A 24,156-nucleotide genomic window follows, 5' to 3' on the forward strand; every position below is an offset into this window, starting at 1 on the left:
GGCGCTACCGATTGCCGACCGAGGCCGAGTGGGAGTACGCCTGCCGGGCCGGCAAGAGCGAGGCGTATCGCTGGAGCGCGCGGCGCACGCCCGACGACAAGTCGGGCGAAGCGGCGGGCATCGAGCCGGCGCTCGCCGTGAGCAAGGTCGGGAGCTATCCGGCCAATGCGTTTGGGCTCCACGACATGCGGGGCAACGTCTGGGAGTGGTGTGGCGACTGGTTCGATCGCACCTATTACGGCCGTTCGCCGGTGGACGACCCCCAGGGACCCGCCGAGGGCTACCTCAAGGTCGTCCGCGGCGGCGACTGGATTTTTGTGGGCGAGCCATGTCGCATCAACTACCCCATCATGTCTCCCTGGCGAAAAAGCCCGTTCGTGGGCTTCCGCGTCGTGTGCGAGGTGGGAGAATAGACTTCACGCCATGGGTGGTAAAGCTTCGCCGAACCCGGTACGCAGGCGCCGGACACCAACCCGAAGCGCCAGCGAGGAACGTGAAAAGGCGGCAAAACCTCGCTTGCGCTTCGGGTTAGTGTGAAAATGGGAACGGGTTCGGCGAAGCTTTACCATGACTGAAGAGAGGCCCGAGCAAGAACATGAACTGACGCCGCGGGAAGTCCGGCAGTGGGCCGAATTTTGCTGCTGGACCACGCTGGCGCTGGCCCCGTTTCTCTACTGGGTCAACGGTCCCGCCGTTTCCACGGACCAGTTCGTCGTCAGAACGGCGCTTGTCGCGCTGGCGGCCGCGGGCGCCGGCACGCTTCGGCTCTTCGCCTGGCGCAATCGAGGCCGCAAGTAGGCAATCGAGGGCCCGACAATCGGGCGTGCTCGACCTGAGAGATCAGCACCCATTGCTCCTCGCCTGTTGCCGCTCTTGATCGTCGTATCATGAGTCACATCACCGCAGCAATTCGCGCACCATGCATTGCGTTGCCCCGGTGGTCGCTCACCGGGGCGTTTTCTCCCGGCCCGTTGCGCCAGGGACGTGGGCCTTCGGTGGCCAGGCAAACGTGAACAGATAGCCCTGCGTCGTCATGAAGTACGCTTCGCCGCGTTCGTCCTCGCCGAACGAGAACACCGGCATGACGTTGCCGGCGATCGGCCGATTGGCCGTCACCTGCTTCTTGGCCTCGTCGTACCACAGCGCATAGACTTTGCCGGTGATGTAGTCGGCGTAAAGATACGCGCCCGCTAGTTCAGGCACGCGCTTGCCGCGATACACGTGCCCGCCGGTGATCGACTTGCCGACGTCGTGGTGATACTCGAAGATCGGGTCGATCAAGTCGCGTCGCCCAGCGGCGCCCTTGGGCCGAAACGGGTGCTTCCCCTCGCGCAGGTTCCAGCCGTAATTGCCGCCGCGCTCGATCAAATCGACCTCTTCCCAAATATCTTGGCCGACGTCGGCGGCCCACAGCGTGCCCGTCTGGCGGTCGAAGGCCATCCGCCAGGGGTTCCGCACGCCATAGGCCCAGATTTCGCCGCGGGCGTCCTGGCGGCCGACGAAGGGATTGTCTTTGGGGATGGAATACCGCTTGTCGCCCTGGCGGCGATCGACGTCGATCCGCAAGATCGATCCCAGCAGCGTCGCCAGGTTTTGGCCGTTGCCTTGCGGGTCGTCGCGCAGGCCGCCGTCGCCCAGCCCGATGTAAAGGTAACCGTCGGGTCCGAAGACCAGCGTCCCGCCGTTGTGGTTCCAATACGGCTGCGGGATGCGCAGGATCTCTTCTTCGGTCGCCGCGTCGGCCCGGTCCGGGTTGTCCTTCGACACGCGGAAACGCGAGACGACCGACGTGTGCGGCGTGTCGGTCGTGGTGTAATAAGCAAAGAACTCGCCGTTCGACTTATAGCGCGGGTGGAAGGCGAGTCCCAAAAAGCCCTCTTCATTCTCCTTGTCGTCGTAGCGGACGCGCGACTCGATATCCAAGAACACGCCCGGCCTGGCCGCGCTCTGCTTGTTGCCAAACACAAACACTTTGCCAAGCTGCGAGGCGACGAAAACGCGGTCCGTGCCGTCGCCCGCGTGCGTCAGTACCAGCGGCCGATTGAATTCCAGCCGCGGAAACGCCCGTTCGATCATCACGTCGAGCGGGCGTTCGTCGAGCTCCACGGCGGGAATGCCGGAAAGCTTGATCTCCGAAAGCGTGCCGGCTTTCATGTCGGGCACGAGCAATCGGCCGTGTGCCTCGTCGAGACAGAGATCGGCGGCCGACTCGAACTTGCCGATTTGCGTGGGGGCGTGGCTTTCGCGTCCGAGCACCGAGATTTCGCCCGTCGACCATTGGCTGATGTAAAGCTTGCCGTTCTTGTCGCGTGCCAGTCCGTCGCCGCCGGGATAGCCCGCCGCCTGCCGCACCATCTTGCCGTCGGCCAGGTTGATTCGCTGCAATTCGCCGGAGCCGAAATCAAGCATCAAGAGGTGTTCCGGGCCGTCGCACAACAGGCCGTTGGGCCCGTTCAGGCCTTTTGCCCGCGAGGTATCGGTAACGACCGACACCTTTCCGTCGGACGAAATCCGCCACACGGCCCCTGCGCCGCCTTTCAGATCGCCCGAATCGGAGACATAGAGCGCGCCGGATTCGTCGGCACACAGATCGTTGAGAAACCGCGGCCTGACGGGAAACTGGCCCACGCCGACGAACACGGTGGCCTGACCCTTGTCGTCGATTTGCCAGACGCCCCGTTTGTCGGCGACGAACAAGGCGTTGTTGGCGAAGACCATTCCTTTGGGATCGTCGAGGCCCTTGGCAAAGGACCTGGCCGTGTTGCCGGCAAGCACCATGACCGCCCCATCGCCGTCTTTGTCAAACTCGCCGAGGGTGGTGACGTAGATGCGGCCCTCCCAACCGAGCGCGACTGACTCGGGGTTCTTCAGTCCTGTTGCCAGCACGGCGGCGGGCGACTCAGCGGCTAGGACCTGCGAGCCGTTCAAACAGAGCACGATCAAGAAGCTGAACTTGCAAAAATGCGACAGAAACTTCGGGCGATTCACGTAGACGTCCCTCGTAGGGTTGAACAACGGTGCAAGTGACGAGCGTAACCCGCCAACCCGTCCTCCGCCAGAGGGCATCGGTGGCATGACTTGCCTCGCTGACGCTTCGGGTTAGTGTCTTCAAAAACCCCACGCACCGCGGCAACCTTGGGCGATACTTGACTGCTGTGTTGCCAAAGGCTATTCTGTCGGGCGTGTACAGTCGACTTCACGGCGGTGAAGAATGAGGTGTGTTCGGCCAATTCGCATTTCCGCGCTGGGCGTCGTGTGCTTGGCAGCCAATTGGTTGGCCGAAGCGACGGTGCTGGCGAGTTGCGGCGATTACGTGATGGTGGGCGGCCATGCTCAACACGGCCACTCGCCCGCGGGACATTTCGCGCCCGTCTCCACCGGCACAGACGGTCACGCCGCCGCCGGTCATCGCGGCGAGCGGTTGCCATGTCACGGGCCAAATTGCTCCCGCCGCTCGGCTCCCGACCCCCAGCCGCCGGTTACGCCGCCCACCCATCATCACGATTGGGGTTGGACGACGGACGCGACCCCGGAGGTTATCGTCAAGCCGCTCGGCTTCGTTATCTGGCAGCCAATCCCTGCCACGCTTCTTAGGACCGATCTGGTCTTTCGCCCACCTCGGCGCACGGGTCATGCCGTCGTTGGCTGACCTGTTTTGACAGTCACGATACCGACGGTGCTCGGATACTCCTAGATCGCGTCCCTGCGCGTCCCCGACGCGCTGGCGCGCGTACGCCCGTTTGAGGCTGCGCTTCGCATTGGTTCTTGAACTCACGGAACTTCCACCCCAGGCCCCGCCGCGCACGCGTGCGGCGGGAATGAGCTTTTTATTCTTTCGATCTTATATGGTGCAATCATGCCACGTTCTCGTCATGCTTTTACCCTCATCGAACTGTTGGTCGTCATCAGCATCATCGGCATGCTGATTGGTCTCTTGCTCCCCGCCGTGCAGCAGGCCCGCGAGGCCGGCCGCCGCAATACCTGCAACAACAACCTGCACAACCTGGGCATCGCCCTGCAGAACTTCGCCAGCAAGAGCGGCGGGCGGCTGCCCGGCTGGCGCGAGAATATGACCTTGGCGCCCGAGCCGGTGCTCCAGGGGAATTCCATTCCGCAATATCCGGTGAGCTGGGTCGTGCCGCTGTTGCCATTCGTCGAACGAACGGACCTTTATGCTCTCTGGCGCAACGGCAGTTTTCTCACGGCCAATCCGATGGGTTCGTCGCCGAATCCATCGATCGATCCGACGATCCAAGGCTATCTCACGCTGCTTGTTTGCCCGAGCAACCCGGCGACGCAGACTATTCCGCCGCCCTGCGCCTACGTGGTGAACGCCGGGCAAAAGGACACCGAGGCCATGTTTGCGGGCGGCATGGGCGGGATGCAAACGATGGCGGTCTCGGCCGATTACGCGGCCAACGGCGTGTTCTTCGACTGCTTCCAAGACTCGATGCAGTCGATGATGCTCGACATTCCCATGGCCCAGACGTGCAACATGGGCCCGCAGGTCGACATGACCATGGACTATCTCACGGTGCATGACGGCACGTCGCTGACCTTGATGCTCTCGGAGAACCTCAACGCGGGCAGCTATTGCGATCCCAACGCTCAAGGACTGGCCGACTCGAGCATGGGCGGCGGCGGAATGGGCGGCATGGGGAGTAATCTGCCGTTCGCCGTGCTCGAACCGCTGCAAGGCTTCGTTTGGTGGGGCGACATGGACGCGGGCGGCAACACCACGCCACCTTACGCGGCGGGCGTGCAATATGGCCGGATCAACGGCCCGTCCGATGTGGCATCGAACAATAACCCAAACTACCCCTATACGAATGCCCGGCCCTCCAGCAATCATCCCAGCGGCGTGAACATGCTCTACTGCGACGGCCACGGCCGTTTCATGTCGCAGGACGTCGATTACCGGGTTTTCTGCCTGCTGATGAGCAGTTGGGGCCGGCAGGCGATGCCGCCCGGAGCGATGGCCGCACCCAACACGACCGTTTGGAACTACCTGCGCACCGCCGTCGTCGACGAAAGCGCGGTCCAATGAATGTCGCCATTCTCCAAAAAAAGGGTTCCGGCCGCTTGATTTGTGCAAATCCGTTTGTTAGGATGGCGGGCGAAATCGGGTTTCTCTTTCGATCTTGGTTGGGCCTTCCATCGGCCCCGCGTGCGATGCTTGTCGGCAAACCAATGCGACTGGGGCAGCTTGTGCGGATGAGTGTCGTGCTCGCCGCGGCGGTCGCGTTGTCGACGTCGTTCGATGCCAAGACCGCCGTTGCAAGCTGCGGCGACTACGTGATGGTCGGCGGCCACGGGCATGCCAACCACGACCATTCGATGCCCGGCACACCTACCTGCCACGGCCCGAACTGTCACCGGCAGGCACCGTTGCCCGTGCCGCCCACGAAGGGGTTGCCGAACATGCCGCCGGCCGATGCAGCGTGCTGGCGGCAGGGCGATGGTCCATCGCGACCGCCGTTGTGCGGCCGGCTTATTGAGGAGCGTCTTTCTTTGGCAGACGGGCATTCTCTGCCGCTGCTGCGGCCTCCGTGTCTCTGATCGATCGCGCGTCTGGGCCCGTTTAGCCAACGCCGTTTGAGGCTGCGCGCTAGACCATGCTCCGTCGCGGGAGCCCTTTCAAACGTGTGACGGCACGCCATCTTCGGCTGCCGCAGCACGGCTGATGCGAGGTGCCTCGCGCGTTTGTGTAGCCGCCCGGACCCATCTGCCGTAACTCTGCGCCAGCGGGCGCAGCGTCGCGAGCGCACGCCGCGCTCGCGCATCGATCGAATTCAAGACACCCATCCTATTCGAAAGAGAGACGTTTTATGCCTCGTTCCCAACGACGTCCGGCCGTGGCGGCTACCTACGCCGGCGTGCTGGAAAAGCTGCTGCCGCGACTGGAGGAGTTGCTCTGCGGCCGACTCCAACGGCTGGAAGCCAAAGTGGCCGTGCATGAATCGCGGCACGGTCTGTCCGCGGTCTGCGCAGATTCGCAGGCCATGATGAAAACCCGATGCCCCGTCGACGCCGACCTCGGCGCCGGCACTCCCTCGGTCATTGTACTTGGCGCGCGGCTCAGGTCCGACCAGCGATATTGTCGCACCTTGATTTATCGCGTGGCCACGATCTTCCGTGCCAAGCTGAAACGCGCGTAAAAACCGGCCTGAAAACCGGCGGTTGCGGTGCGCTCCGCCCGGCCGCCGGTTTTCGGGGTGGCACTGATTCGAACGGTCCCTCATACCCAGAGTTTTTTTGAAGACAAGGTGATTCGTATGTTGCGTCATCGAAACGGTTTTACCCTGGTCGAGTTGCTGGTGGTCATCGCCATCATCGGCATTTTGATCGCTTTGTTATTGCCGGCGGTGCAGGCCGCCCGCGAATCGGCCCGACGCGCCCAGTGCGTCAACAACCTCAAGCAGATCGGCATCGCCATCAACAACTACCACGACATTCACAAATCCTTGATGTTCGGCAAGGGCCCCAGTTGGCCCGCCCCCATACCCGTCTACGCACGCTGGTCGCAGCACGCCATGCTGCTGCCGATGATCGAGCAGCAAGCACTGTATGACAGCCTCGACTTCCGCTGGCCGCCGGCGACGCCGGGCATGGCCGGCGTGATCAATTTCATGCCTCCCTACTCCAATCCCAACGGCATCAACAACCTGGCCTGTACGGTGCGCGTGCCCGGCTTCTTCTGCCCCTCCGATGGCACCCAGGTGAATCCAAACTGGCCGGGTCAGAATAACTATGCGGCGAACCAGGGAAGCTGGCTCTGCGACCGTCTCGACGACCAAGACCCGAACGCCATCATCGCGCCCGGCGAGGCGCAATCGGGCATCTTCGGCTATTTGAGCCATGTTCGCTTTGCCGCGATTCTGGACGGGCTGAGCAACACGGCGCTGTTCAGCGAAAAGATCCGCGGCAACGGATCTCCGAACCCGCGCAGCGACATGTTCATTATCCCTAACCAGACGTCGCTGCTGGCGACCTGGCAGACCTGCAATGCCATCGTTCCGGCGACCGCCACGCCCCTGACGAGCAAATGGGGGGCGAGCTGGTGCATGGGTGAAAACTGCTGCACGCAGTACAACCACGTGGCCGGGCCCAACCAGTTTACCTGCGGCGGCATCGGCTTCCCCGGCACGATGAGCAACATGTCGATGCAGGTCTCGCCGGGAAGCCGTCATCCGGGCGGGGTCAATCTGTGCATGGTCGACGGCTCGGTGCGGTTCGAAAGCGAGAACGTCGACGTATGGACCTGGCGGGCCATCGGGACGCGCGCCGGAGAGGAAGCCCTCAACCTGGCATCGCAGCCCTAGCGCAGCTTGGAGGTGACGAGATGACGCGGCGATGGTCGATCGTGGAATTGGCGCTGGCGGCGCTGCTGTTGCCTTGCGTGGCGGCGTGCGGCCGGCCATCGGGCTACGAGCGCTACGTGCCCAGCGCCGAACGGGCTCAGGAGGCGCTCGACCAGGTGTTGGCAGCCTGGAAGAGTGGTGAAACCGTGGAACCGCTGACGTTGAAATCGGCGCCGATCACCGTTCGCGTGGCCGACTCGACTCGGCGACCGGGTCAACGTTTGGTCGCCTACGATCTCTTGGGCGAGGTGTCTGGCGAAGGCCCGCGGACGTTCGTGGTGCGGCTCAATCTCGACGATCCCAGCGACGAGCAAGAGGTGCGTTATTACCTGGTCGGGATCGACCCTCTATGGGTCTTTCGTCAGGAAGACTACGACGCCGTGGCCCACTGGGACGCTTGCGCGGGGGCGGAGGAGGGAGCGAGAGAGACGGAGCGAAGGAAAGACGGAGAAAGGGGGAGAGAATCTACGAGATGAACATACCATCGACACGTACGGCGGAAAAACCCGCACATCGCTCCCTCCCTCCTTCGCCTCCTCCCTCATTCTCCGCACGGTGGGTGTTGCGCGTCGCCCAGGTTCGGCTGCGTTTTCTGTTCGTGCTGCTGGCCGCATTTTTGATCGTCGGCAAGTGGCACGTGCTGCGCAATTATTGGGACACGCTTACCATGCCCAGCCCGAGCAAGATGCTCAGCGGCGGCATCAACGGGGAGACGGAGTATTTCTGCCCCATGTGTCCCGGCGTGATCTCCGGCTGGCCGACGAAGTGTTCGGTGTGCAACATGCCGCTGGTCCGCCGCAAAAAAGGCGGCGCTCAGCAGCTTCCCGACGGCGTGCTGGCGCGGATGCAGATTTCGCCTTATCGCGTGCATTTGGCAGGCATCCAGACCGCGCCGGTTGAATATCGCCCGCTGGCGCGCGAGGTCGTGGCGCGGGGCATGGTGGCTAAGGAGGCGTCAGGGGCGGGCGAGGATGCGTCAGGCGCAACCGGATTGGATGACGCCGTGGCCACGATCACTGCGGAGATCGATCAGCGAGAGATTCCCTTCGTGACAGCGGGCGCGACCGCGACGGTTGTTGCCGATGGGGAACTGGCCGGTGAGCCACGCGAAGGCCGTGTAACGCAGGTCGCCCCCAAGGTCTCGCCCCAAACGCACCGCGTACACGTGGAGCTGGCGGCGGCCAACCCGCGTGGCGAGCTTTGGCCGGGCATGCAGGTGACGGTGCAGATTCGCCGGCCGATCTGCGAGCTGGAACCGTTTCGTTCGCTGCCCGCCGACCCGCCGCCGCCGGCCGAAGGGGAGTTGCGAAAGTTGTACATCTGTCACGAGCATCCCAGCCTGCTGCGCGAAAAGAGCGGGCGATGCCCCGAAGACAACAATTTGCTCATGGACCTGCCGCTCGCGGACCTTCAGCGTGTGGCTTGGTGGTGTCCGATGCACCCCGACGTCACCGCCAGCGAGCCGGACAAGGTCTGCGAGGCGTGCAACGGCATGCGTCTCGTGCCGCGAATCGTACAGTATCGCCCGCCAGGCCAGGTGTTGGCGGTGCCCGAAAGCGCCGTGATCGACCTGGGCGATCGGCGCGTGGCGTATGTTGAGCAGATGCCCGGCATGTTCGATGCGTTGGAGGTCGTCGTGGGGCCGCGTTGCGACGGCTACTACCCGGTGGTCCGCGGCCTGCTGCCGGATCAACGCGTGGCTGCCACGGGCGCCTTCCTGCTCGACGCCGAGACGCGGCTGAACCCCAGCGTGGCCGCCGGTTATTTCGGCGCGTCGCTCGCGAGCGCGTCGTCGGCGGGCCCCTCGACGACGGCGGCGGCACCGTCCGGCAAAGAACCTTCCGCGAAAGAGGCGGCGGCAATTCGTGCCGCGCTCGACAAGCTTTCGTCGGACGACCGCGCGTCGGCCGAGCGGCAGAAACATTGTCCTATTACCGGCATGCCGCTCGGTTCGATGGGCGCGCCAGTGAAGATCAACCTGAAAGCCCACACCGTCTGGCTCTGCTGTGCCGGTTGTGAAGCGGAAGCCTCGGAGCAGCCCCACAAAACCCTGGAAAAACTAAAACAGCGTAGCCGTTAGCCGCCGCATTTTGGATTTTCGATTTTGGATTTTGGATTGTCCGGAATCCAAAATCGAAAATCCAAAATCCAAAATCTGTCACCCCGAACCCTCTTGATCGACTGCATCATCGAACTCTCGGTCCGTCACCGCTGGGCGGTGATCGCCGCCGCGGTCGTGCTTGCGCTGGCGGGCGTCTACGCCGTTTACCACACGCCGATGGACGCCATTCCCGATGTGTCGGAAGACCAGGTGCTGGTCTTCGCCGACTGGCCGGGCCACAGCCCCCGTGAGATCGAAGATCAGGTCACGTATCCGCTTTCGAGCGGCTTGCAAGGTTTGCCGGGGGTGCGCGTGGTGCGGTCGTCGAGCGAGTTCAACTTCGCATCGATCAGCGTTATTTTGCAGGACGGCGTCGATTTCTATTTTGCCCGGCAGCAGATCGGCGAACGATTGCTGCGCGCCGGCGAGTCGTTGCCCTCCGGAGTCAAGGCATACCTTGCTCCCGACGGCGCCGCGACCGGCCAGATCTTCTGGTACACGGTCGAAGGCGAAGGCTACGACCTGGCGCGGCTGCGATCGATCCAGGACTGGTACGTGCGCGGCCAGTTGGCCGGCGTGCCCGGCGTGGCCGAGGTGGCCAGCGTCGGTGGCCGCGTCATGGAATACCAGATCGAGCTCGACCCGCGGCGATTGGCCGAGTCGGGTCTCACGCCGGGCATGGTCACGCGCGCCGTGGCCGAGGCCAACCAGTCCGTCGGCGGGCAAGTCATCGAAAAGGCCAACGCCGAGTACTTGGTGCGCGGAGTCGGCTGGCTCGGTAGCCGATTGGTGGGAGAGAGCGAGGGAGAGAGCGAGAGAGGGAGGAATACGGCGGACCTCGTCCGCCACGATCTGGAAGAGGTTTTGATAACGTCGGCCAGCGGGCAAGCGGTGCGGCTTGCGGACGTGGCTGCGGTGTCGGTGGGATCCAATTTCCGCCGCGGCGTGTTCGAGATGCACGGCAACGAGGCGGTCGGAGGCGTCGTACTGATGCGCTACGGCGAGAACCCGCTGGAAGTCACCCGCCGGCTACGCGGCAAGATCAGCGAACTATCGACCGGACTGCCGCCGGGCGTGCGCATCATACCGGTCTACGACCGCACGCCGCTCATCACCAGTGCCGTAAGCACGGTCACGAGCGCCCTGCTGGAAGCGATCGTCACTGCCAGCCTCTGTGTGTTGCTGGTGCTCTGGCACGTCCGCACGTCGTTGGTGATTGCCGTTACGCTGCCGCTGGCCGCGCTGTCGTCGTTCGTGGCCATGTGGCTCTTGCGGCGGTTGGGAATCATCGACGTCCAGACCAACATCATGTCGCTGGCCGGCATTGTGGTGTCGCTGGGCGTGCTGGTCGACTCGTCGATCGTGATGGCCGAGAACGCCATGCACACGCTGCGAGGCCATTTCGGCGACCGGCCGGTGCGGGGCGACGTGCGGTGGCTGGTGCTGCCGGCCTGCCGCACGGTGGGCCGACCGATTTTTTTCTCGGTCGCCATCATGCTGGTCAGCTTCTTGCCGGTGTTTTGCCTGGGCGGCATTCAGGGCAAGATGTTTCAGCCGCTGGCGCTCACGAAATCGCTGGCGATGCTGGCCGTCGCCGTGCTGTCGATCACGCTGGTGCCGGCCCTGGCCAGCGTTTTCATTCGCGGCCGGCTTCGCGATGAACGCTCCAACTGGCTGGTACGCGGCTTCGCGGACGTGTACCGGCCGGTGCTCGACTACTGTCTCAGCCATCCGGCGCCGTTGGTGTGGGTGCTCGCCGCTACGTTTCTCATCGGCTGTGCCCCGTTCGGGCATCGGGGCCTGCTGCTGGCGGTGCTGTTCGTTTTCATCGTGCTCTTGGGCGCCATGACGAAAACCTGGCGCGCGGCCGTCGGCTGCACGGTCAGTCTGGCGCTGGTGGCGCTGGTGGCCGAACAGAATATGCGGCCCTTGCTCTGGCAGAAGATGCCGCCCTTGAATGAAGGCATGGTGATGGACATGCCGATCACCGTGCCGCGCGCGTCGATCACCGAGGCCGCCGATGACCTCAAGGCCCGCGACATGGTACTCTGCCGGTTTCCCGAAGTGGCGATGGTAATGGGCAAGGCCGGCAGGGCCGAGACGCCCACCGATCCCGCGCCCGTCGACATGATCGAGACGATGGTCGAATTCCGCCCGCACGGGTTGTGGCCGAAGCGCCGGCTGACCGAACGCGATGCCCGGCGGCAGACCCAGGCCGTGCTGGCGGCACTGGTTGCCGAGGGAATGATCGAACCGCCGGCCGACGGGACGGCACAGGCGGCGCTGGTCGATGAAGCGACCAGCGAAGCGCTCGGCCGATTTGACGGCCTGATGCGAGAATACGCCTATCTGCGCAACGCCGAGTTCGAGGAGTCGCTGCCGCAAAAACTGGCAAAATGGCTGGTGGACGGCCTGGTCGCCCGACTCCAGCGGCAGGGCGTGTTTGAGCGCCCGCCGAGCGACGGCGAAATCGCCCAAGTCGCGCAGCGGCTGGTGCCCCATGCCGACCACCACCTGGCCGTTTCGCCACGGCTCGACGACGTGACGCTTTTGGCACGGCACGCCGGACACAACCTTGCCGCGCTGGGACTGGTGCAGCCGGACGCTCAGCTCTTCGACGACCGGCCGCCGCTGGGGCAGCGTGCGTTCGACTTGGCCGCACGCGCCCTGGGCAAAACGCCGCCGACTTTTTTCACGCGCTTGACCAAGGATCTGCTGGCACATTACGCCGCGGCCTGGAGCGAGCACGTGCGCGAGCTGAACGCCCAGTTGTTTGCTCGCGGGACGGAGAGTTATACGCGGCTGGCCATCGAAGAAGTGCTGGGCCGCTCGACGCTGCGCGATGCGAAGCTGGCCGACTACCTGGCGCAGGTCCGCCGCTTTCGCTCTCGTCCGCCGCCGCAACACCGCTCCCATCACCACGTCGGCAGCTCGATGAACATGCCACCGCCGCCCGACGTCGCGCCGCAACCCAAGTTGAAGGCCGTGCAGGAAAGCCTGGCCGCTTCCATGCGTTGGCGGGCACTCTTGTGGCGCTGCGAGCCGGCGGATTTGTCCGATCCCGGCGGAGAGCTGGACCGAGCGCTGCAGATGCCCGGCTGGGCGAATGTCTGGACGCGGCCGATTCAGAACCGCGTCGACATGTTGTTTACGGGCGTGAACACCGATATCGGCGTGCGCGTGCTGGGCCGAGAGCTCGACGATGTGATTCGCGCGTCGGAAGAAATCGCCGCCGTGTTGATGGGGGTTTCGGGAACGGAGTATGTCATGGCGGAAGCGGTCCGCGGCAAGGGCTATCTGGAGATTTGCGTCGATCGTGACAAAGCGGCGCTGCTCGGAGTCAGCATCGGCGAGGTCAACGACGTGATCGAGACGGCGGTGGGCGGCAAACTGGCCACGTCGACGGTTGAGGGCCGCGAGCGTCACGGCGTGCGCGTGCTTTACCCGCGCAACTGGCGTGAAGACGAAGAGACCATTCGCAGCTTGCCGGTGCCGCGACGGGCGACGACTGCCGACACTCTCCGCTCTGTAGGGAACGCACTCCGTGGCGTTCCGCGGCGGCAGGGTCGGCCTTCTCTCGCCATTCGCGGAACGCCACGGAGTGCGTTCCCTACAGACACCCTTCCGCTGGCCGAGGTGGCCGACGTGCGGATCGTGCAGGGGCCGGCCTCGATCAAAAGCGAGAACGGGCTGTTGCGGAATTACGTGCGACTGAACGTACGCGGACGCAGCGCGACGGACTTTATCGACGAGGCGCGGCGGACCCTTGCCGACCGGGTGACCTTGCCGTCGGGGGTGTATGTGGAGTGGACCGGGCAATTCGAGCATGACGCGCGGGCCATTCGCACGCTCGCCTTCGTGCTGCCGCTGGTGATCGCCTTGATTCTGCTGATTCTCTACTGGACCTATCACGATCTGGCCGACGCTCTGTTGATGTTGCTGGCGGTGCCGGGTGCGCTGGCCGGAGGCGTAATCTTTCAATGGCTGCTGGGCTACGATTTTTCGGTCACGGTGCTGGTGGGCTATATCGCCTGTTTCGGCATGGCCACGTCGACGGGCATCATCATGCTGGTCTACCTGCGCGAGGCGGTGGCCAGGCGCGGCGGGCTGGAGCAGATGAACCTCGCCGAGCTGCGCCAGGCGGTGATGGAAGGCGCCGTCCATCGCCTGCGGCCAAAGCTGCTCACCGAAGGCACGACGGTCCTCGGTCTGGCGCCTCTGCTATGGGCGACCGGCACCGGGGCGGAAGTGATCAAGCCCATGGCCGCCCCGGTGCTGGGCGGCATTTTAATCGCCGACGAAGTCATCGATCTGTTGTTGCCGGTGCTGTTTTATTGGGTCCGCCGTTGGCGGAAAACAGGCGGCCTTTGGCCTTCGACACCAAGGTAAATATGCGACGCATCTTGTTCCTAAGCCTGTTCGTCTTCGTTGCTCCTCCCGGTTGCCAACGCGCCGACGTGAAGGATTATGTGCCCGCCGACGAAGTGGCCCGCCAAGCGCTGACGACGGCGCTCGATGCCTGGAAGGCGGGCAAGACCCTCGATCAGATCGGGGCCACCAGCCCGGCCGTCAACGTCCAGGACATCCAATGGCGCGACGGCAAGAAGTTGACGGCCTATGAAATCGTCGGCCCAGCGGCCAGTGACGATCAAAACCGGCGTTTTACGGTGAAGCTTACGTTTCAGGGGGCTGCCGCGCCGGTGGAAACGACCTACGTCGTGCTCGGCAAGGATCCGATCTGGGTGTTCAGTGCCGAGAGCTACCAACGGACGTCCGGACTGTGAGGCGGGGGCGCGGATCCTCTTGGTCGAGGCAGACTCGATAAAGGTTTTCGTCGGCGGGCGGAGGACGTTTGTCGCGTCCAACCAGCCGCGCGGCCAATGCTTCGCAAGGCGGATGGTCGTCGAGAACGCGCGGCGGGAACCCCCACCCTTGGCCAACTGTCAGATTCTGACAGTTGATCCGGCGTTCCCGGTCCCGTCGGCGTCTGACTCGATCGCGGCTAAACGCGCGGGGGCGAGTTTTCAAGCTGGCGCAGGGCTTCGATAATCAATCGCGCGGATTCTTCGATCGAAAACCGCGACGTGTTGACAACGAGATCGTAATCGTGCGGGTCGCCGACGCTGTGGTGAAAAAGGTCTTTGACAAATCCTTCCCGGTGAGCGTCGTTAAAGCGGACGTGCTCGACGGCGGCAACTTTGGAGATGCCGAGCCGCTTGCAAACCCGCTCGGTGCGGTCGTCGAGCGCAGCGATCAGCCGCACGCGCAGCGAAGCCTTCAGCGGCACGAGCGACGTGCAGCCGCGACCGACAATGACGCAATGGCCGTGCGAGGCCAACGCCAGGATCGTCTGGGCCAGGCGGTGGGCGTAGCTCGCCGCGCTCATCGGCGAAACGCGCGCGAACGACTCAAGAATCTCGGTCAGCCAATGCGAGCGTTTCTCATCGAGGCTTTCCAGCAACTCGGCGCGCAAGCCGACCTGGTCGGCGATCTGCTCCAGCAACTCGCGATCGTAAACGGGCCAGCCGAGCTGGCGTCCCAGCTCGCGCGCCACGGCCGCCCCGCCAGCCCCGCTCTCGCGGCTGATGGTGATCGTGTAAGCGGGTGCTGCGCTCTTGGTCTGCGCCGGGGCACGCCGCCATTGCTCGCGCGCTCGCTCAAAGGCCTCGGTGATCAGCGATCCTTCAACGGCCCGGGTCATTCCTTCGGTCGGAAGCTTTAAGGACATGTTTTGTCTCCCTCTGAATTGATCGTGTGAACGAGGTTACCGCTGGTTTGTGCTTCGCCCGGCCGGCTGTCGGCGCGCGGCCGGCTGGCGATAGGAACCGCTGCGCGGCGCGTAGATGGCGTTTTCGTAGTCGCCGCGACGGGCGAAATAGACGGCCCCTCGCTCGCCGAGCGGAGAGGAGCGGCCATCTTTTTCGATCCGCTGGGCGTCGCGGACCGCGCGTCCGCGTAGGGCGGCGTGGCCCGTACGTCGGCCCCGATTGGTGCCGCCGATGTCGCGCAACATGATGTCGGCCGGGTTCTCGTCGGCCCCGTCGACGCGGCCCCCGATGGCACGGCCGATGTGGGCGCCTGCAGAGCTGCCGTGATGATATTCCTCGAGGTCGCTGGCACTCCCCACGCCCGCGGGCAGGGTCGGGTTGGGATCCAGGCTTTCGACTTGCGCGTTCGCTGTGGCAGCCACGAAGAGAAGAGAGCCACTCGCGGCGATGGCACCGACGACGCGAAGTAACGATGAACGTCTCATGGTCATTTGCTCCGTGATAATCTGACGCCGCGAGTTGAGAGGCGCTTCTTATCGAAGGCAACTCGTGCGCCGCCGCCGAGAATGGCGTTTTTTCCGGCAATTTTTTGGGTGCGGCAGCAGACGCAGCCACGGACCGATGCGCTTTTCGCTCACTGCGCGCGGAAGTGCGCGCCATCGCGAGGCTTGCTTATGCGGCTGTGGCGGCGCGCGAATGTCTCAAACTTGGTCGGGTATTCTTCGTGGAGCGGCGGAGCAGCGCTCGTAGCAATCCCGCGAGCAGACGTAGATCCCTTCGGCCTTATGGAACCAACTTGTTGCTCCGCCGCAATAGGCGCATTCGCTCCGTTGCCCGGATCCCTTCATAAAAAAGCCGTCGGCGGTCGTGAAATGGGGGAACGCTTCCGGATGTTCTTCGTCCAACGTCATGGGTTTGTGCCCCCAGCACTTGGAGTGGCTCGACTCGCAGCGGCTCGAACGCCAGCGGTTATTCTAGCCAGACGGCAGGGCGGTTTTCAAGCGCACGCCTGCGTTACGTGCGTTATAGCTCGCCCAGTCCGGCTTCGCACATGCCGCCGCCGACGTCGCGCGGGCGAAATTGTGACAGGGCCTGCCGATTCCGGAGTTATGCCGGCGATTTCGGGCGGCTACGCGCGTCCGCATCGAACCGGCGCACGATGTGCATTAACAGGCGTGCGCCCGCACCGTCGCGGGTCTTGACCAAAGATCGATTCACGGAGCACACAAGTATGAACCTGGGAGAACTCTTTCGTAGCGAGGTCGTAACGGTGTCGCGCGACGACACGATTTCCACGGCGATGAGCCGGATGCACGAGAAGAACGTCGGCGCCGTGGTGGTTGTTCGCGACCGCGCGGTCGTCGGCATCATCACCGATCGCGACGTGGCGATGGCCCTGGCCCTCGATAGCGCGACCCCCGCCACGCCGGTAAGCGAAGTGATGACGCGCGACGTGATCACCATTTGGGAAGACCAAGGCGTGTTCAACGCCACGCAATACATGCAAGGGCACCGGATCCGGCGCTTGCCGGTAATCAACCGCGACAACGAATTGGTGGGCATGGTCACGCTCGACGACGTCGTCGCGCTGCTCGGTCAAGAACTGCGAAACCTGAGTACGGCGATCTCGCCGGCACTGAACGAGAAATCGTTCGTCTGATTGCACGCCGCTCGGTTTCGAACCAGGGTCCGCCTTTCGACAACAATTGGCTCGTTCGCCCTTCACCGTGTCACTACCGAAGGAGGAGTTACGATTCGATGCGACCACGACCGCGACCGAATGTTGAGACCTATTGGCCCACCCCTGACGAAATCGCCGCACGCGCGGCGGCGGTCCGCTCCACCTGGAGTCCCCACCAGCTTCGGGTCCGTGCCGGATTGTCGCCCGAAGAGAACGCCGTGGAGATCGCGACGGTGACGCCCGGCGCCCTCGATGGCCGCCGCCGCTCGATCGATTTCGGTTGAAAGCGTGGGTTGCCTTGAGAGCGCGCCCCGAAGAATCCAATCAGCAAAGGAGCCTAGACGTGTATCGAATCGAGTTCCGCGACTCCGCGGAAGAGATCGAGGCGGCGATCAAGAGCCAAATCCGCTGCCGCCTTGGCCAGTGCGTGAGGGCCTTAAGAGTCGATGTGCGGGAGGAGTGCCTGGTGCTTAGCGGCCTGGCGCCGAGCTATTATGCCAAGCAACTCGCGCAGCACATTGCCATGAACGTTTCGAGCCTGCCGCTGGCCAACGAAATCGAAGTCGGCCAGGCCGGCGCGGCTTCGTCGCCAATCGCGAGGACCATTCCCCATGTCAACCCTTGAGCCGGTGCTGGCCCGGCACCCCTTCTTCAAAGACCTGGAACCGCAATACTTGCAGTTGCTCGTCGGCTGCGCCGGAAATGTGGTCTTCAAACCGGGCGAGACCATCGCCGCGCACAATGAAGAAGCCGACCGGTTTTATCTCATCCGGGAGGGTAAGGTCGCGGTCGGGTTCCATTCCCCCGAGCGCGGCGCGATCACGATCCAGACGCTGACGCAGGGCGACATCCTCGGTTGGGACTGGCTGCTACCGCCTTACCGCTGGCACCTCGACGCTCGCGCCGTCGAAACGACCCGTGCCATCGGGCTCGACGGCCGTTGTTTGCGGCAAAAGTGCGCCGCCGATCATCACTTGGGCTATGAGTTTTTGATGCGGTTCACGCCGGTCGTCGTGCAGCAGCTCGAAGCGACCCGCTTTCAGCTCTTGGACGTCTTCCGGGCACCGGGCAGCGGAAACTAATACGCCAAGCAACAAGTTGCCTTACCAGATAACGGTCGACGCGACAATCGCGTCAGCCGCAAAACAAAACGTACATTGCTGGAGCCTGTGCTATGTCAGCGAGAACCTGGGTCGCAGGAAAGTCTGAGGGCAGCCACAGCGACTTGCAGGCACGACTCCAAGGGAAGGAACAAGGATAAGACCATGCCCGCCGCACTCACACAGACCGAATACGTTCGTTGGTTCGCAGACATCGGGCTGGAAGACATCCCGTCGGTCGGCGGCAAAAACGCTTCGCTGGGAGAGATGTATCAAACGTTGCGCAGCCAAGGCGTTCAGGTGCCGAACGGCTTTGCCATCACGGCTGACGCCTATCGGCATTTTCTGCGTGCCGCCGGGACGGACCGAACTGCCGCCGGTCGTCCTGGAATGCATCAAGGTGGGCAATCCGGTTCAGTAGCCTGAAGCGAAGTAGCCTTCAGGGTACTGCCCAGTTAAAACACCGCAATGGTGAAGGAACGGGGTTCATTGGAAACGAAAGCGCCGCGCCGCCAACGCGCCAACGAGGAGGGTAGCTAGGAACAGTACGCACACGTGCGGCAGGGCGCTTGCGGCGGTCGAGCGAAAACTTACCAGGCGGTGCATCGCATCCATAGCCCACCCCGAGGGGAGGCAAATCGCGAGCGATTGCATCCATTTCGGTGCAATCTCGATCGGCCACCAGCACCCACCCAAGGCTCCTAATGCGTTGCCCGTGAGCATGCCGATCGCCACCGCCTGGCCTTCCGTCGACACCAGGCTTCCCAGAAGCAAGGCCAACGACGCGCAGAGTCCTCCCCACCCTGCGAGAACGAGCACGACCATCGGCAGGTTTGTCCCCCATTTCATGCCGAACAGCACACTGCCCGCAATCATGGCGAAGCCGATTTGCACGAAGCTCATCATCAGCCGGCAGCCCCACTTGCCCAGCACGATGTTCCCGCGAGAGATCGGAGTCGAGGCCAGGCGCCGCAGCACGCCGAGCCGTCAGGTCGGCCGAAAGGTGCTTGCCGTCGGCAATCACCTCGGTCGTCAGCTCGTCGAAGTAGAGCGTCGCCTCGAGCACGCCGCCGCGCATCGGATAGGCCTGCTCTTGGCGGAGCTTGGCTTTATCGGACATGGCACAAAACAGGTGATCGACGTGTCGCACTCCCCAGCCGACGGCCGCGGCCATTTGGTCGAACGTGGCGTGACTATGGCCGGCGCCTGCCCGCACGCCGCGCTCCACGCAGTTCCGCACGAACGGTTCGGCGCCCGGCAGTTCGGGCGCCACCGAGGCCGTGACCACCAGGCCATCGGCAAGATACTGTTGATACTCCGCGGCGTCGGGCGGGCGAATCGGGCCGCCGGGATGGCAGCCTCGTGCCTCGCGGCGGAAATAGGGGCCATAGAGGTGTACGCCCAACAGTCGCGCTTTGCCCGGCTGGGGATGCCCGCGGTGGTGCCGGCAGGCGGCCAGCATGGCCATGATCGACTCGTGTGTGGCGGCCGTCGTCGTGGCCAACAAGCTTGTCGAGCCGTGCCGCAGGTGCGCCGCTAGCGAGCAGCCCACCGCCTCGCAACTGTCGTCCATGAAATCGGCGCCCGCTCCGCCGTGGACGTGAAGGTCGACATAACCGGGCGCAATGTAGCCGTCACCGGCATCAACCATCGCCGCTCCGGCCGGCGCGGCCGAATGGCCAGTTCGCTCGACGACCTCGCTGATCCGTCCGTTGCGGACGTGGACCTCACCCTCGACAACCCGGTCGGGCAGAACAATTTTGCCGCGGAATACGGTGCTGTCAGCAAGCATCCGCTGATCGTACTGCGGATAGGGAACCGCGGACAGGGGACACTTAACCGCACCGCCGCGATATGCTACATTCATGCCACCTTCAACGCCCGCATTTTTTTCGTCAGGAAACTAAGAGATGACGCGACTGTCGTGGACCGCTGTTTGCCTTTTTGCCGTATGGGTGTCTGCCGTAAGCGCACAGAACAAAAGTACCGCCCAGAAATCGAATCCGAAAGTGGCGGGTGCGAAGAGCGGCGGACCGGCGGCCAAGAAACCGGAGGCGGCCAAGAAACCAGAGGCCGCTAAGAGCGAGAAGCCGGCGGATAAGGCCTCGCCCGAGGCGGCGAAGTCAGACGACTCCGCCGTGGCCGAGTTCGAGACGATCTTCGCCGACTGGAAAGAGTTGCTCAGCAAAATGGAAGATCTGCGCAACGAGTATGTAGCCACGCCGCGCGGCCCCCAGCGCGAGCCGCTCAAGAAGAAATACGCAGACCTGGTGGCCGAAGGCGAGAAGATGGAGCCCAAGGTCGTCAAGGCCGCGGAAGCCGCCTTCGCCGCCGCCGGCAATCAAGAGTCGGAGGCCGCCAAATTTCTGGCGGCCATGCTCAAGTACGAAGTCGAGCACGACAACTATGAACCCGCCGTGCCGATCGCCCGAACGCTGATCGACAACAACTACGACAACCCGCGTGTGTATAACTACGGCGGCATGGCGGCGTTCTTCACCAACGACTACGCAGACGCCGAGAAGTGGTTGAAGGAGGGCGACAAGCATTCGGTCCTCGAAGTGGATGCCAAGCAGTATCTCAGCCACATCGGCCAATATGAGGAACTCTGGGACACCGAGCAAAAGCTGCGGGAGGCCGAGGCGGAGGCCGACGACCTGCCTAGGGTGCTGCTGAAGACCTCCCAGGGCGACATCGTGGTGGAATTGTTCGAGAACGAGGCGCCCAACACCGTGGCCAACTTCATTCACCTGGTGGAAGAGGGATTTTACAACGGCCTGAAGTTTCACCGCGTGCTCGAACACTTCATGGCGCAAGGGGGCGACCCGAACGGCGACGGCACCGGCGGTCCGGGCTACACGATTCCCGACGAGATCGATCGGTCTGACTACCGCAATCACTTTCGCGGCGGCTTGAGCATGGCGAAGACCGAGGCGCCGAACAGCGGCGGCTCGCAGTTTTTTTTGATGTTCCGGCCATCGGGACCGGGGGCCGGCTACAACCTGAACGGCAAGCACACGGTTTTCGGCCGCGCGATCGAGGGCATGGACGTCTTGTCGCGCATCCAACGGATCGACCCTGAAAAGGCCCAGCCGGGTCAAAAGCCGGACAAGATCATCGAGGCCAAGGTGCTTCGCAAGCGCAAGCACGACTATGTGCCCAAGAAGGTGGGCGACGAGCCGGAAGAGAAACCGGACGAGACAAGCGGAGCGAAGAAGAAGTAGTCGACGGCCTGGGAAGGCCAGCCACCTTGTTGGCTGGGGTGGCTGGGGCAGAGCTTGGCCGTTGGCGGCGCGACCTTCAGAATACGCGATGCGGCCAAGCGATGCCCCGGCTTGGCGCGCCGGGGCATCGCTTGGCCGCAGAGCGTGTCGTCAATTCGGGCCATAACTGGCCAAGCTCTGCCCCGGCCACCTCTCCTTGTGGAAATAGCGCTCGGGGGTGATTACACTAACTCCCACGACCTTGCTTTTCACCCTGCGCCCCAAGGACCCGCCATGATTCGCCCGAAACTCGTTCGTCTGACGCCCGCTCTCGCCGTTGCCGTCTCCCTTTCGCTGCCGAGCTTGGCTGCGGCCGACGTCAAGTTGCCGGCCATCTTCGGCAGCCACATGGTGCTACAGCAGGGACAAAAAGACCGCGTCTGGGGCACGGCCGATCCGGATGAAGAAGTCACAGTCGAAATTGCCGATCAAAAGCAGACGGCCAAGGCCGGGCAAGACGGCAAGTGGTCGGTCACGCTCGAACCGCTGGCCGTGGGCGGACCGCACCAAATGAAAGTCAAAGGCCGCAACGAGATCGTGTTCGATGACGTGCTGGTGGGCGAGGTCTGGATCTGCTCGGGCCAGTCGAACATGCAGTGGGAAGTGGGCAACGCCAACGACCCCGATCTGGAAACGCTGACCGCGAAGTTTCCCAAAATTCGCCTGATCTCGGTGCCGCAGGTCGGCACGCAGGAGCCGCAGTCGGATTTCCGCGGTCAATGGGAGATCTGCACGTCGGAGTCTGCCCGGCATTTTTCGGCGGTCGGCTATCTCTTTGGCCGGCAGTTGCAGCAAACGCTCGACGTGCCGGTCGGACTGATCGACGACGCCTGGGGAGGTTCGGCCTGCGAAGCGTGGATCCGCCGCGACCTGCTGGCAGCCGACGAGCGCTATCAGCCATTGCTGGCCCGCTGGGCCGCGATCGAAAAACGTTTCCCGGAGGAGAAGGCCGCCTACGAGGCGAAGCTCGCCGAGTGGAGAACCGCGGCCGGAAAAGCCAAGAGCGAAGGGAAAGAGCCGCCGCGTCAACCGCCGAATCCGGAGAACCAGATGCGCGGCAATTCGCGGCCGGGCAACATCTATAACGGCGTGCTCAAACCGACCATCGGTTACGGCATCCGTGGGGCGATTTGGTATCAGGGTGAATCGAACGCCGGCCGTGCCTATCAGTATCGCGATCTGTTTCCGCTGATGATTTCGACTTGGCGTCAGGAGTGGGGCATCGGCGACTTTCCGTTCTATTGGGTGCAGTTGGCCGATTTCCGGGCCGAGAAGCCCGAACCCGGCGACAGCGATTGGGCCGAGCTGCGCGAGGCACAGACCATGACCATGAGCAAGCTGGCCAATACTGGCGAAGCGGTGATCATCGATCTGGGTGAGGCCCAGGACATCCATCCGCGCAACAAGCAAGACGTGGCCAAGCGGCTGGCCCGGTGGGCGTTCGCCCGCGACTACGGCATCGACGTCCCCTATCACAGCCCGCAGGTGAAGTCGTCGGAGAAGAAGGACGGCAAGATCGTGCTCACCTTCGACCACGTCGGACCGGGGCTGCGGGCGTTCGATGTACCGGAGGTGCGGGGCTTTGCCATTGCGGGCGACGACAAGAAATTCGTCTGGGCGCAGGCCAAGATCGTGGATAAAGACAAGATCGAAGTCTGGTCCGATGAGGTGAAAGAGCCGGTGGCGGTGCGTTACGCCTGGGCCGACAACCCCGTGTGCAACGTCTACAGCCGCAACGGCCTGCCACTCACGCCCTTCCGCACGGACGACTGGCCGGGCGTGACGGCCGACAAACAATAGGGTGGGACCATCCCCGTGCCACGGATGACACCGCTCTATCCACTACGATTTGAACCGATCCTGCGGCGCTATATCTGGGGCGGCCGCCGGCTGTGCCACGTGCTCAACAAACCGCTGGGCGAGGGCGACGATTACGCCGAGAGCTGGGAAATCTGCGATCGGCCCAACGATCAGACGGCCGTGGCCGCCGGGCCGTTGCGCGGCGCGACGCTGGGTGAGCTGGTGCAAACGCGCGGCAGCGAGCTGCTCGGCCGGCATGCGCCTCAGCCGCGCTTCCCGCTGTTGTTCAAGTTTCTCGATGCCCAAAAAACGCTCTCCGTGCAGGTGCATCCGGACGACAATCGGGCACAGCGACTGACGCCGGCAGACTTCGGCAAAACCGAGGCCTGGGTGGTGCTCGATGCACAACCGGGCAGCCTGATCTACGCCGGGTTGAAGCGAGGTTTCGATCGTCCGGCGCTGGAGCGCGAGCTGGCCCGCGGCACCTGCGAGCTTTGCCTGCACAGCTTCGAACCGCAGCCGGGCGACTGCATCTTCTTGCCGGCGGGCGTGGTCCATGCCATCGGCGCGGGCCTGCTGATTGCCGAGATCCAGCAGTCGAGCGACGTCACCTATCGCCTGTTCGACTGGAACCGTCTGGGACCGGATGGCCGCCCGCGACCGCTGCACATCGAACAAGCGCTCGACGCGATCGACTTCGCCCACGGCCCCCGCACGCCGCAGACGCCGCTAGCGACCGGCCAGCCGCACGTCGAGCGTCTCGTCGAGTGCGACAAGTTCATCCTCGATCGCTGGTCGATCGCGTCGCGGCAAACCATCGGTGGCGACGACCGTTGCCATCTGCTGGCGGTGATTGAAGGCGAGCTGATGATCGCCGGCGATCCGTGTGCCACTCCGCTAAGACGTGGCGAGAGCGTCTTGCTGCCGGCATCGCTCGGTGCCCGCGAACTGGAGCCACGTGCCACGGCCGTGGTTCTCGAGGCGTATCTGCCCTGAAATCGACAGGAGGGTGTGGCAAACGGCGGGCCGACGGGGTATGCTGGCAACGTACCGGCAGCAGCACGTTTGCCCGGTCAACGCCC

General features: G+C 63.8%; 23 protein-coding genes. 19 read left to right on the forward strand and 4 right to left on the reverse strand.

The annotated features are described in order from the left end of the window. Both VNH11_20970 and VNH11_20975 read left to right on the forward strand, forming a co-directional pair. On the forward strand, positions 1 to 413 hold a 413-nt coding region (locus tag VNH11_20970), incomplete at its 5' end, for an SUMF1/EgtB/PvdO family nonheme iron enzyme (protein HVA48852.1). 154 nt (positions 414 to 567) lie between these two features. Then, entirely contained in the window at positions 568 to 798 is a 231-nt protein-coding gene (locus VNH11_20975) for a hypothetical protein (GenBank protein ID HVA48853.1), read from the forward strand. Positions 799 to 945: 147 nt separating this feature from the next. On the opposite strand, the gene VNH11_20980 is transcribed toward VNH11_20975, so the two are convergent. Further along, complete coding sequence (locus VNH11_20980) at positions 946 to 2,988, reverse strand: PQQ-dependent sugar dehydrogenase (protein HVA48854.1); 2,043 nt, start codon at positions 2,986 to 2,988, stop codon at positions 946 to 948. A 223-nt stretch (positions 2,989 to 3,211) separates the two neighbouring features. Here VNH11_20980 and VNH11_20985 point away from each other — a divergent pair, with 223 nt between their 5' ends. The 9 genes from VNH11_20985 (at position 3,212) to VNH11_21025 (ending at position 14,246) form a co-directional block, all read left to right on the forward strand. Then, positions 3,212 to 3,649: a hypothetical protein gene (locus VNH11_20985; GenBank protein ID HVA48855.1), complete on the forward strand. Its 438-nt coding sequence runs from the start codon at positions 3,212 to 3,214 to the stop codon at positions 3,647 to 3,649. A gap of 207 nt (positions 3,650 to 3,856) precedes the next feature. Beyond that, on the forward strand, positions 3,857 to 5,047 hold the full coding sequence (locus tag VNH11_20990; protein HVA48856.1) for a DUF1559 domain-containing protein: 1,191 nt from the start codon (positions 3,857 to 3,859) through the stop codon (positions 5,045 to 5,047). Positions 5,048 to 5,172: 125 nt separating this feature from the next. Then, on the forward strand, positions 5,173 to 5,559 hold the full coding sequence (locus VNH11_20995; GenBank protein ID HVA48857.1) for a hypothetical protein: 387 nt from the start codon (positions 5,173 to 5,175) through the stop codon (positions 5,557 to 5,559). 269 nt (positions 5,560 to 5,828) lie between these two features. Next, positions 5,829 to 6,158 (forward strand): hypothetical protein, encoded by a 330-nt coding sequence (locus tag VNH11_21000; protein ID HVA48858.1) that lies wholly within the window; start codon positions 5,829 to 5,831, stop codon positions 6,156 to 6,158. Between the two features lie 117 nt (positions 6,159 to 6,275). Beyond that, the gene (locus VNH11_21005) at positions 6,276 to 7,322 is read left to right on the forward strand and encodes a DUF1559 domain-containing protein (GenBank protein HVA48859.1); all 1,047 of its coding nucleotides are present in this window, start codon (positions 6,276 to 6,278) and stop codon (positions 7,320 to 7,322) included. Between the two features lie 20 nt (positions 7,323 to 7,342). Continuing rightward, positions 7,343 to 7,837, forward strand: coding sequence for a hypothetical protein (locus VNH11_21010; GenBank protein ID HVA48860.1), 495 nt, complete (start codon positions 7,343 to 7,345; stop codon positions 7,835 to 7,837). Between the two features lie 83 nt (positions 7,838 to 7,920). Then, positions 7,921 to 9,441, forward strand: coding sequence for a heavy metal-binding domain-containing protein (locus tag VNH11_21015; protein HVA48861.1), 1,521 nt, complete (start codon positions 7,921 to 7,923; stop codon positions 9,439 to 9,441). A 93-nt stretch (positions 9,442 to 9,534) separates the two neighbouring features. After that, positions 9,535 to 13,851: an efflux RND transporter permease subunit gene (locus tag VNH11_21020; GenBank protein ID HVA48862.1), complete on the forward strand. Its 4,317-nt coding sequence runs from the start codon at positions 9,535 to 9,537 to the stop codon at positions 13,849 to 13,851. A 2-nt stretch (positions 13,852 to 13,853) separates the two neighbouring features. Further along, a complete protein-coding gene (locus VNH11_21025) occupies positions 13,854 to 14,246 on the forward strand; it encodes a hypothetical protein (protein HVA48863.1) in 393 nt (130 codons plus the stop codon). A 218-nt stretch (positions 14,247 to 14,464) separates the two neighbouring features. Here VNH11_21025 and VNH11_21030 read toward each other — a convergent pair whose 3' ends face one another. Next, the gene (locus VNH11_21030; protein HVA48864.1) at positions 14,465 to 15,190 is read right to left on the reverse strand and encodes a cytidylate kinase-like family protein; all 726 of its coding nucleotides are present in this window, start codon (positions 15,188 to 15,190) and stop codon (positions 14,465 to 14,467) included. Positions 15,191 to 15,226: 36 nt separating this feature from the next. After that, complete coding sequence (locus tag VNH11_21035) at positions 15,227 to 15,715, reverse strand: hypothetical protein (GenBank protein ID HVA48865.1); 489 nt, start codon at positions 15,713 to 15,715, stop codon at positions 15,227 to 15,229. Positions 15,716 to 16,461: 746 nt separating this feature from the next. Between VNH11_21035 and VNH11_21040 the strand changes: the two genes are divergently transcribed. The 5 genes from VNH11_21040 (at position 16,462) to VNH11_21060 (ending at position 18,437) form a co-directional block, all read left to right on the forward strand. Next, positions 16,462 to 16,890, forward strand: coding sequence for a CBS domain-containing protein (locus VNH11_21040; GenBank protein ID HVA48866.1), 429 nt, complete (start codon positions 16,462 to 16,464; stop codon positions 16,888 to 16,890). Positions 16,891 to 16,988: 98 nt separating this feature from the next. Then, positions 16,989 to 17,195, forward strand: a complete 207-nt coding sequence (locus tag VNH11_21045) for a hypothetical protein (protein ID HVA48867.1) — start codon at positions 16,989 to 16,991, stop codon at positions 17,193 to 17,195. A 59-nt stretch (positions 17,196 to 17,254) separates the two neighbouring features. Next, the gene (locus VNH11_21050; protein ID HVA48868.1) at positions 17,255 to 17,536 is read left to right on the forward strand and encodes a BON domain-containing protein; all 282 of its coding nucleotides are present in this window, start codon (positions 17,255 to 17,257) and stop codon (positions 17,534 to 17,536) included. Continuing rightward, a complete protein-coding gene (locus VNH11_21055) occupies positions 17,523 to 17,993 on the forward strand; it encodes a cyclic nucleotide-binding domain-containing protein (GenBank protein HVA48869.1) in 471 nt (156 codons plus the stop codon). Before VNH11_21050 ends, VNH11_21055 begins: the two co-directional genes overlap by 14 nt. 183 nt (positions 17,994 to 18,176) lie before the next feature. After that, positions 18,177 to 18,437, forward strand: coding sequence for a PEP/pyruvate-binding domain-containing protein (locus VNH11_21060; protein ID HVA48870.1), 261 nt, complete (start codon positions 18,177 to 18,179; stop codon positions 18,435 to 18,437). Positions 18,438 to 18,450: 13 nt separating this feature from the next. On the opposite strand, the gene VNH11_21065 is transcribed toward VNH11_21060, so the two are convergent. Then, the gene (locus VNH11_21065; protein ID HVA48871.1) at positions 18,451 to 19,878 is read right to left on the reverse strand and encodes an amidohydrolase family protein; all 1,428 of its coding nucleotides are present in this window, start codon (positions 19,876 to 19,878) and stop codon (positions 18,451 to 18,453) included. A gap of 43 nt (positions 19,879 to 19,921) precedes the next feature. On the opposite strand from VNH11_21065, the gene VNH11_21070 reads away from it, so the two are divergent. From VNH11_21070 to VNH11_21080, 3 genes are all read left to right on the forward strand, one after another. Further along, positions 19,922 to 21,235 carry a peptidylprolyl isomerase gene (locus tag VNH11_21070; GenBank protein ID HVA48872.1) on the forward strand — a complete coding sequence of 438 codons (1,314 nt, stop codon included), beginning with the start codon at positions 19,922 to 19,924 and terminating at the stop codon, positions 21,233 to 21,235. A 273-nt stretch (positions 21,236 to 21,508) separates the two neighbouring features. Then, a complete protein-coding gene (locus VNH11_21075; protein ID HVA48873.1) occupies positions 21,509 to 23,074 on the forward strand; it encodes a sialate O-acetylesterase in 1,566 nt (521 codons plus the stop codon). Positions 23,075 to 23,098: 24 nt separating this feature from the next. Further along, positions 23,099 to 24,070 carry a type I phosphomannose isomerase catalytic subunit gene (locus VNH11_21080; protein ID HVA48874.1) on the forward strand — a complete coding sequence of 324 codons (972 nt, stop codon included), beginning with the start codon at positions 23,099 to 23,101 and terminating at the stop codon, positions 24,068 to 24,070. Positions 24,071 to 24,156 lie beyond the last annotated feature (86 nt).

The organism is Pirellulales bacterium (assembly GCA_035533075.1).
Lineage (GTDB): Bacteria > Planctomycetota > Planctomycetia > Pirellulales > JAICIG01 > DASSFG01.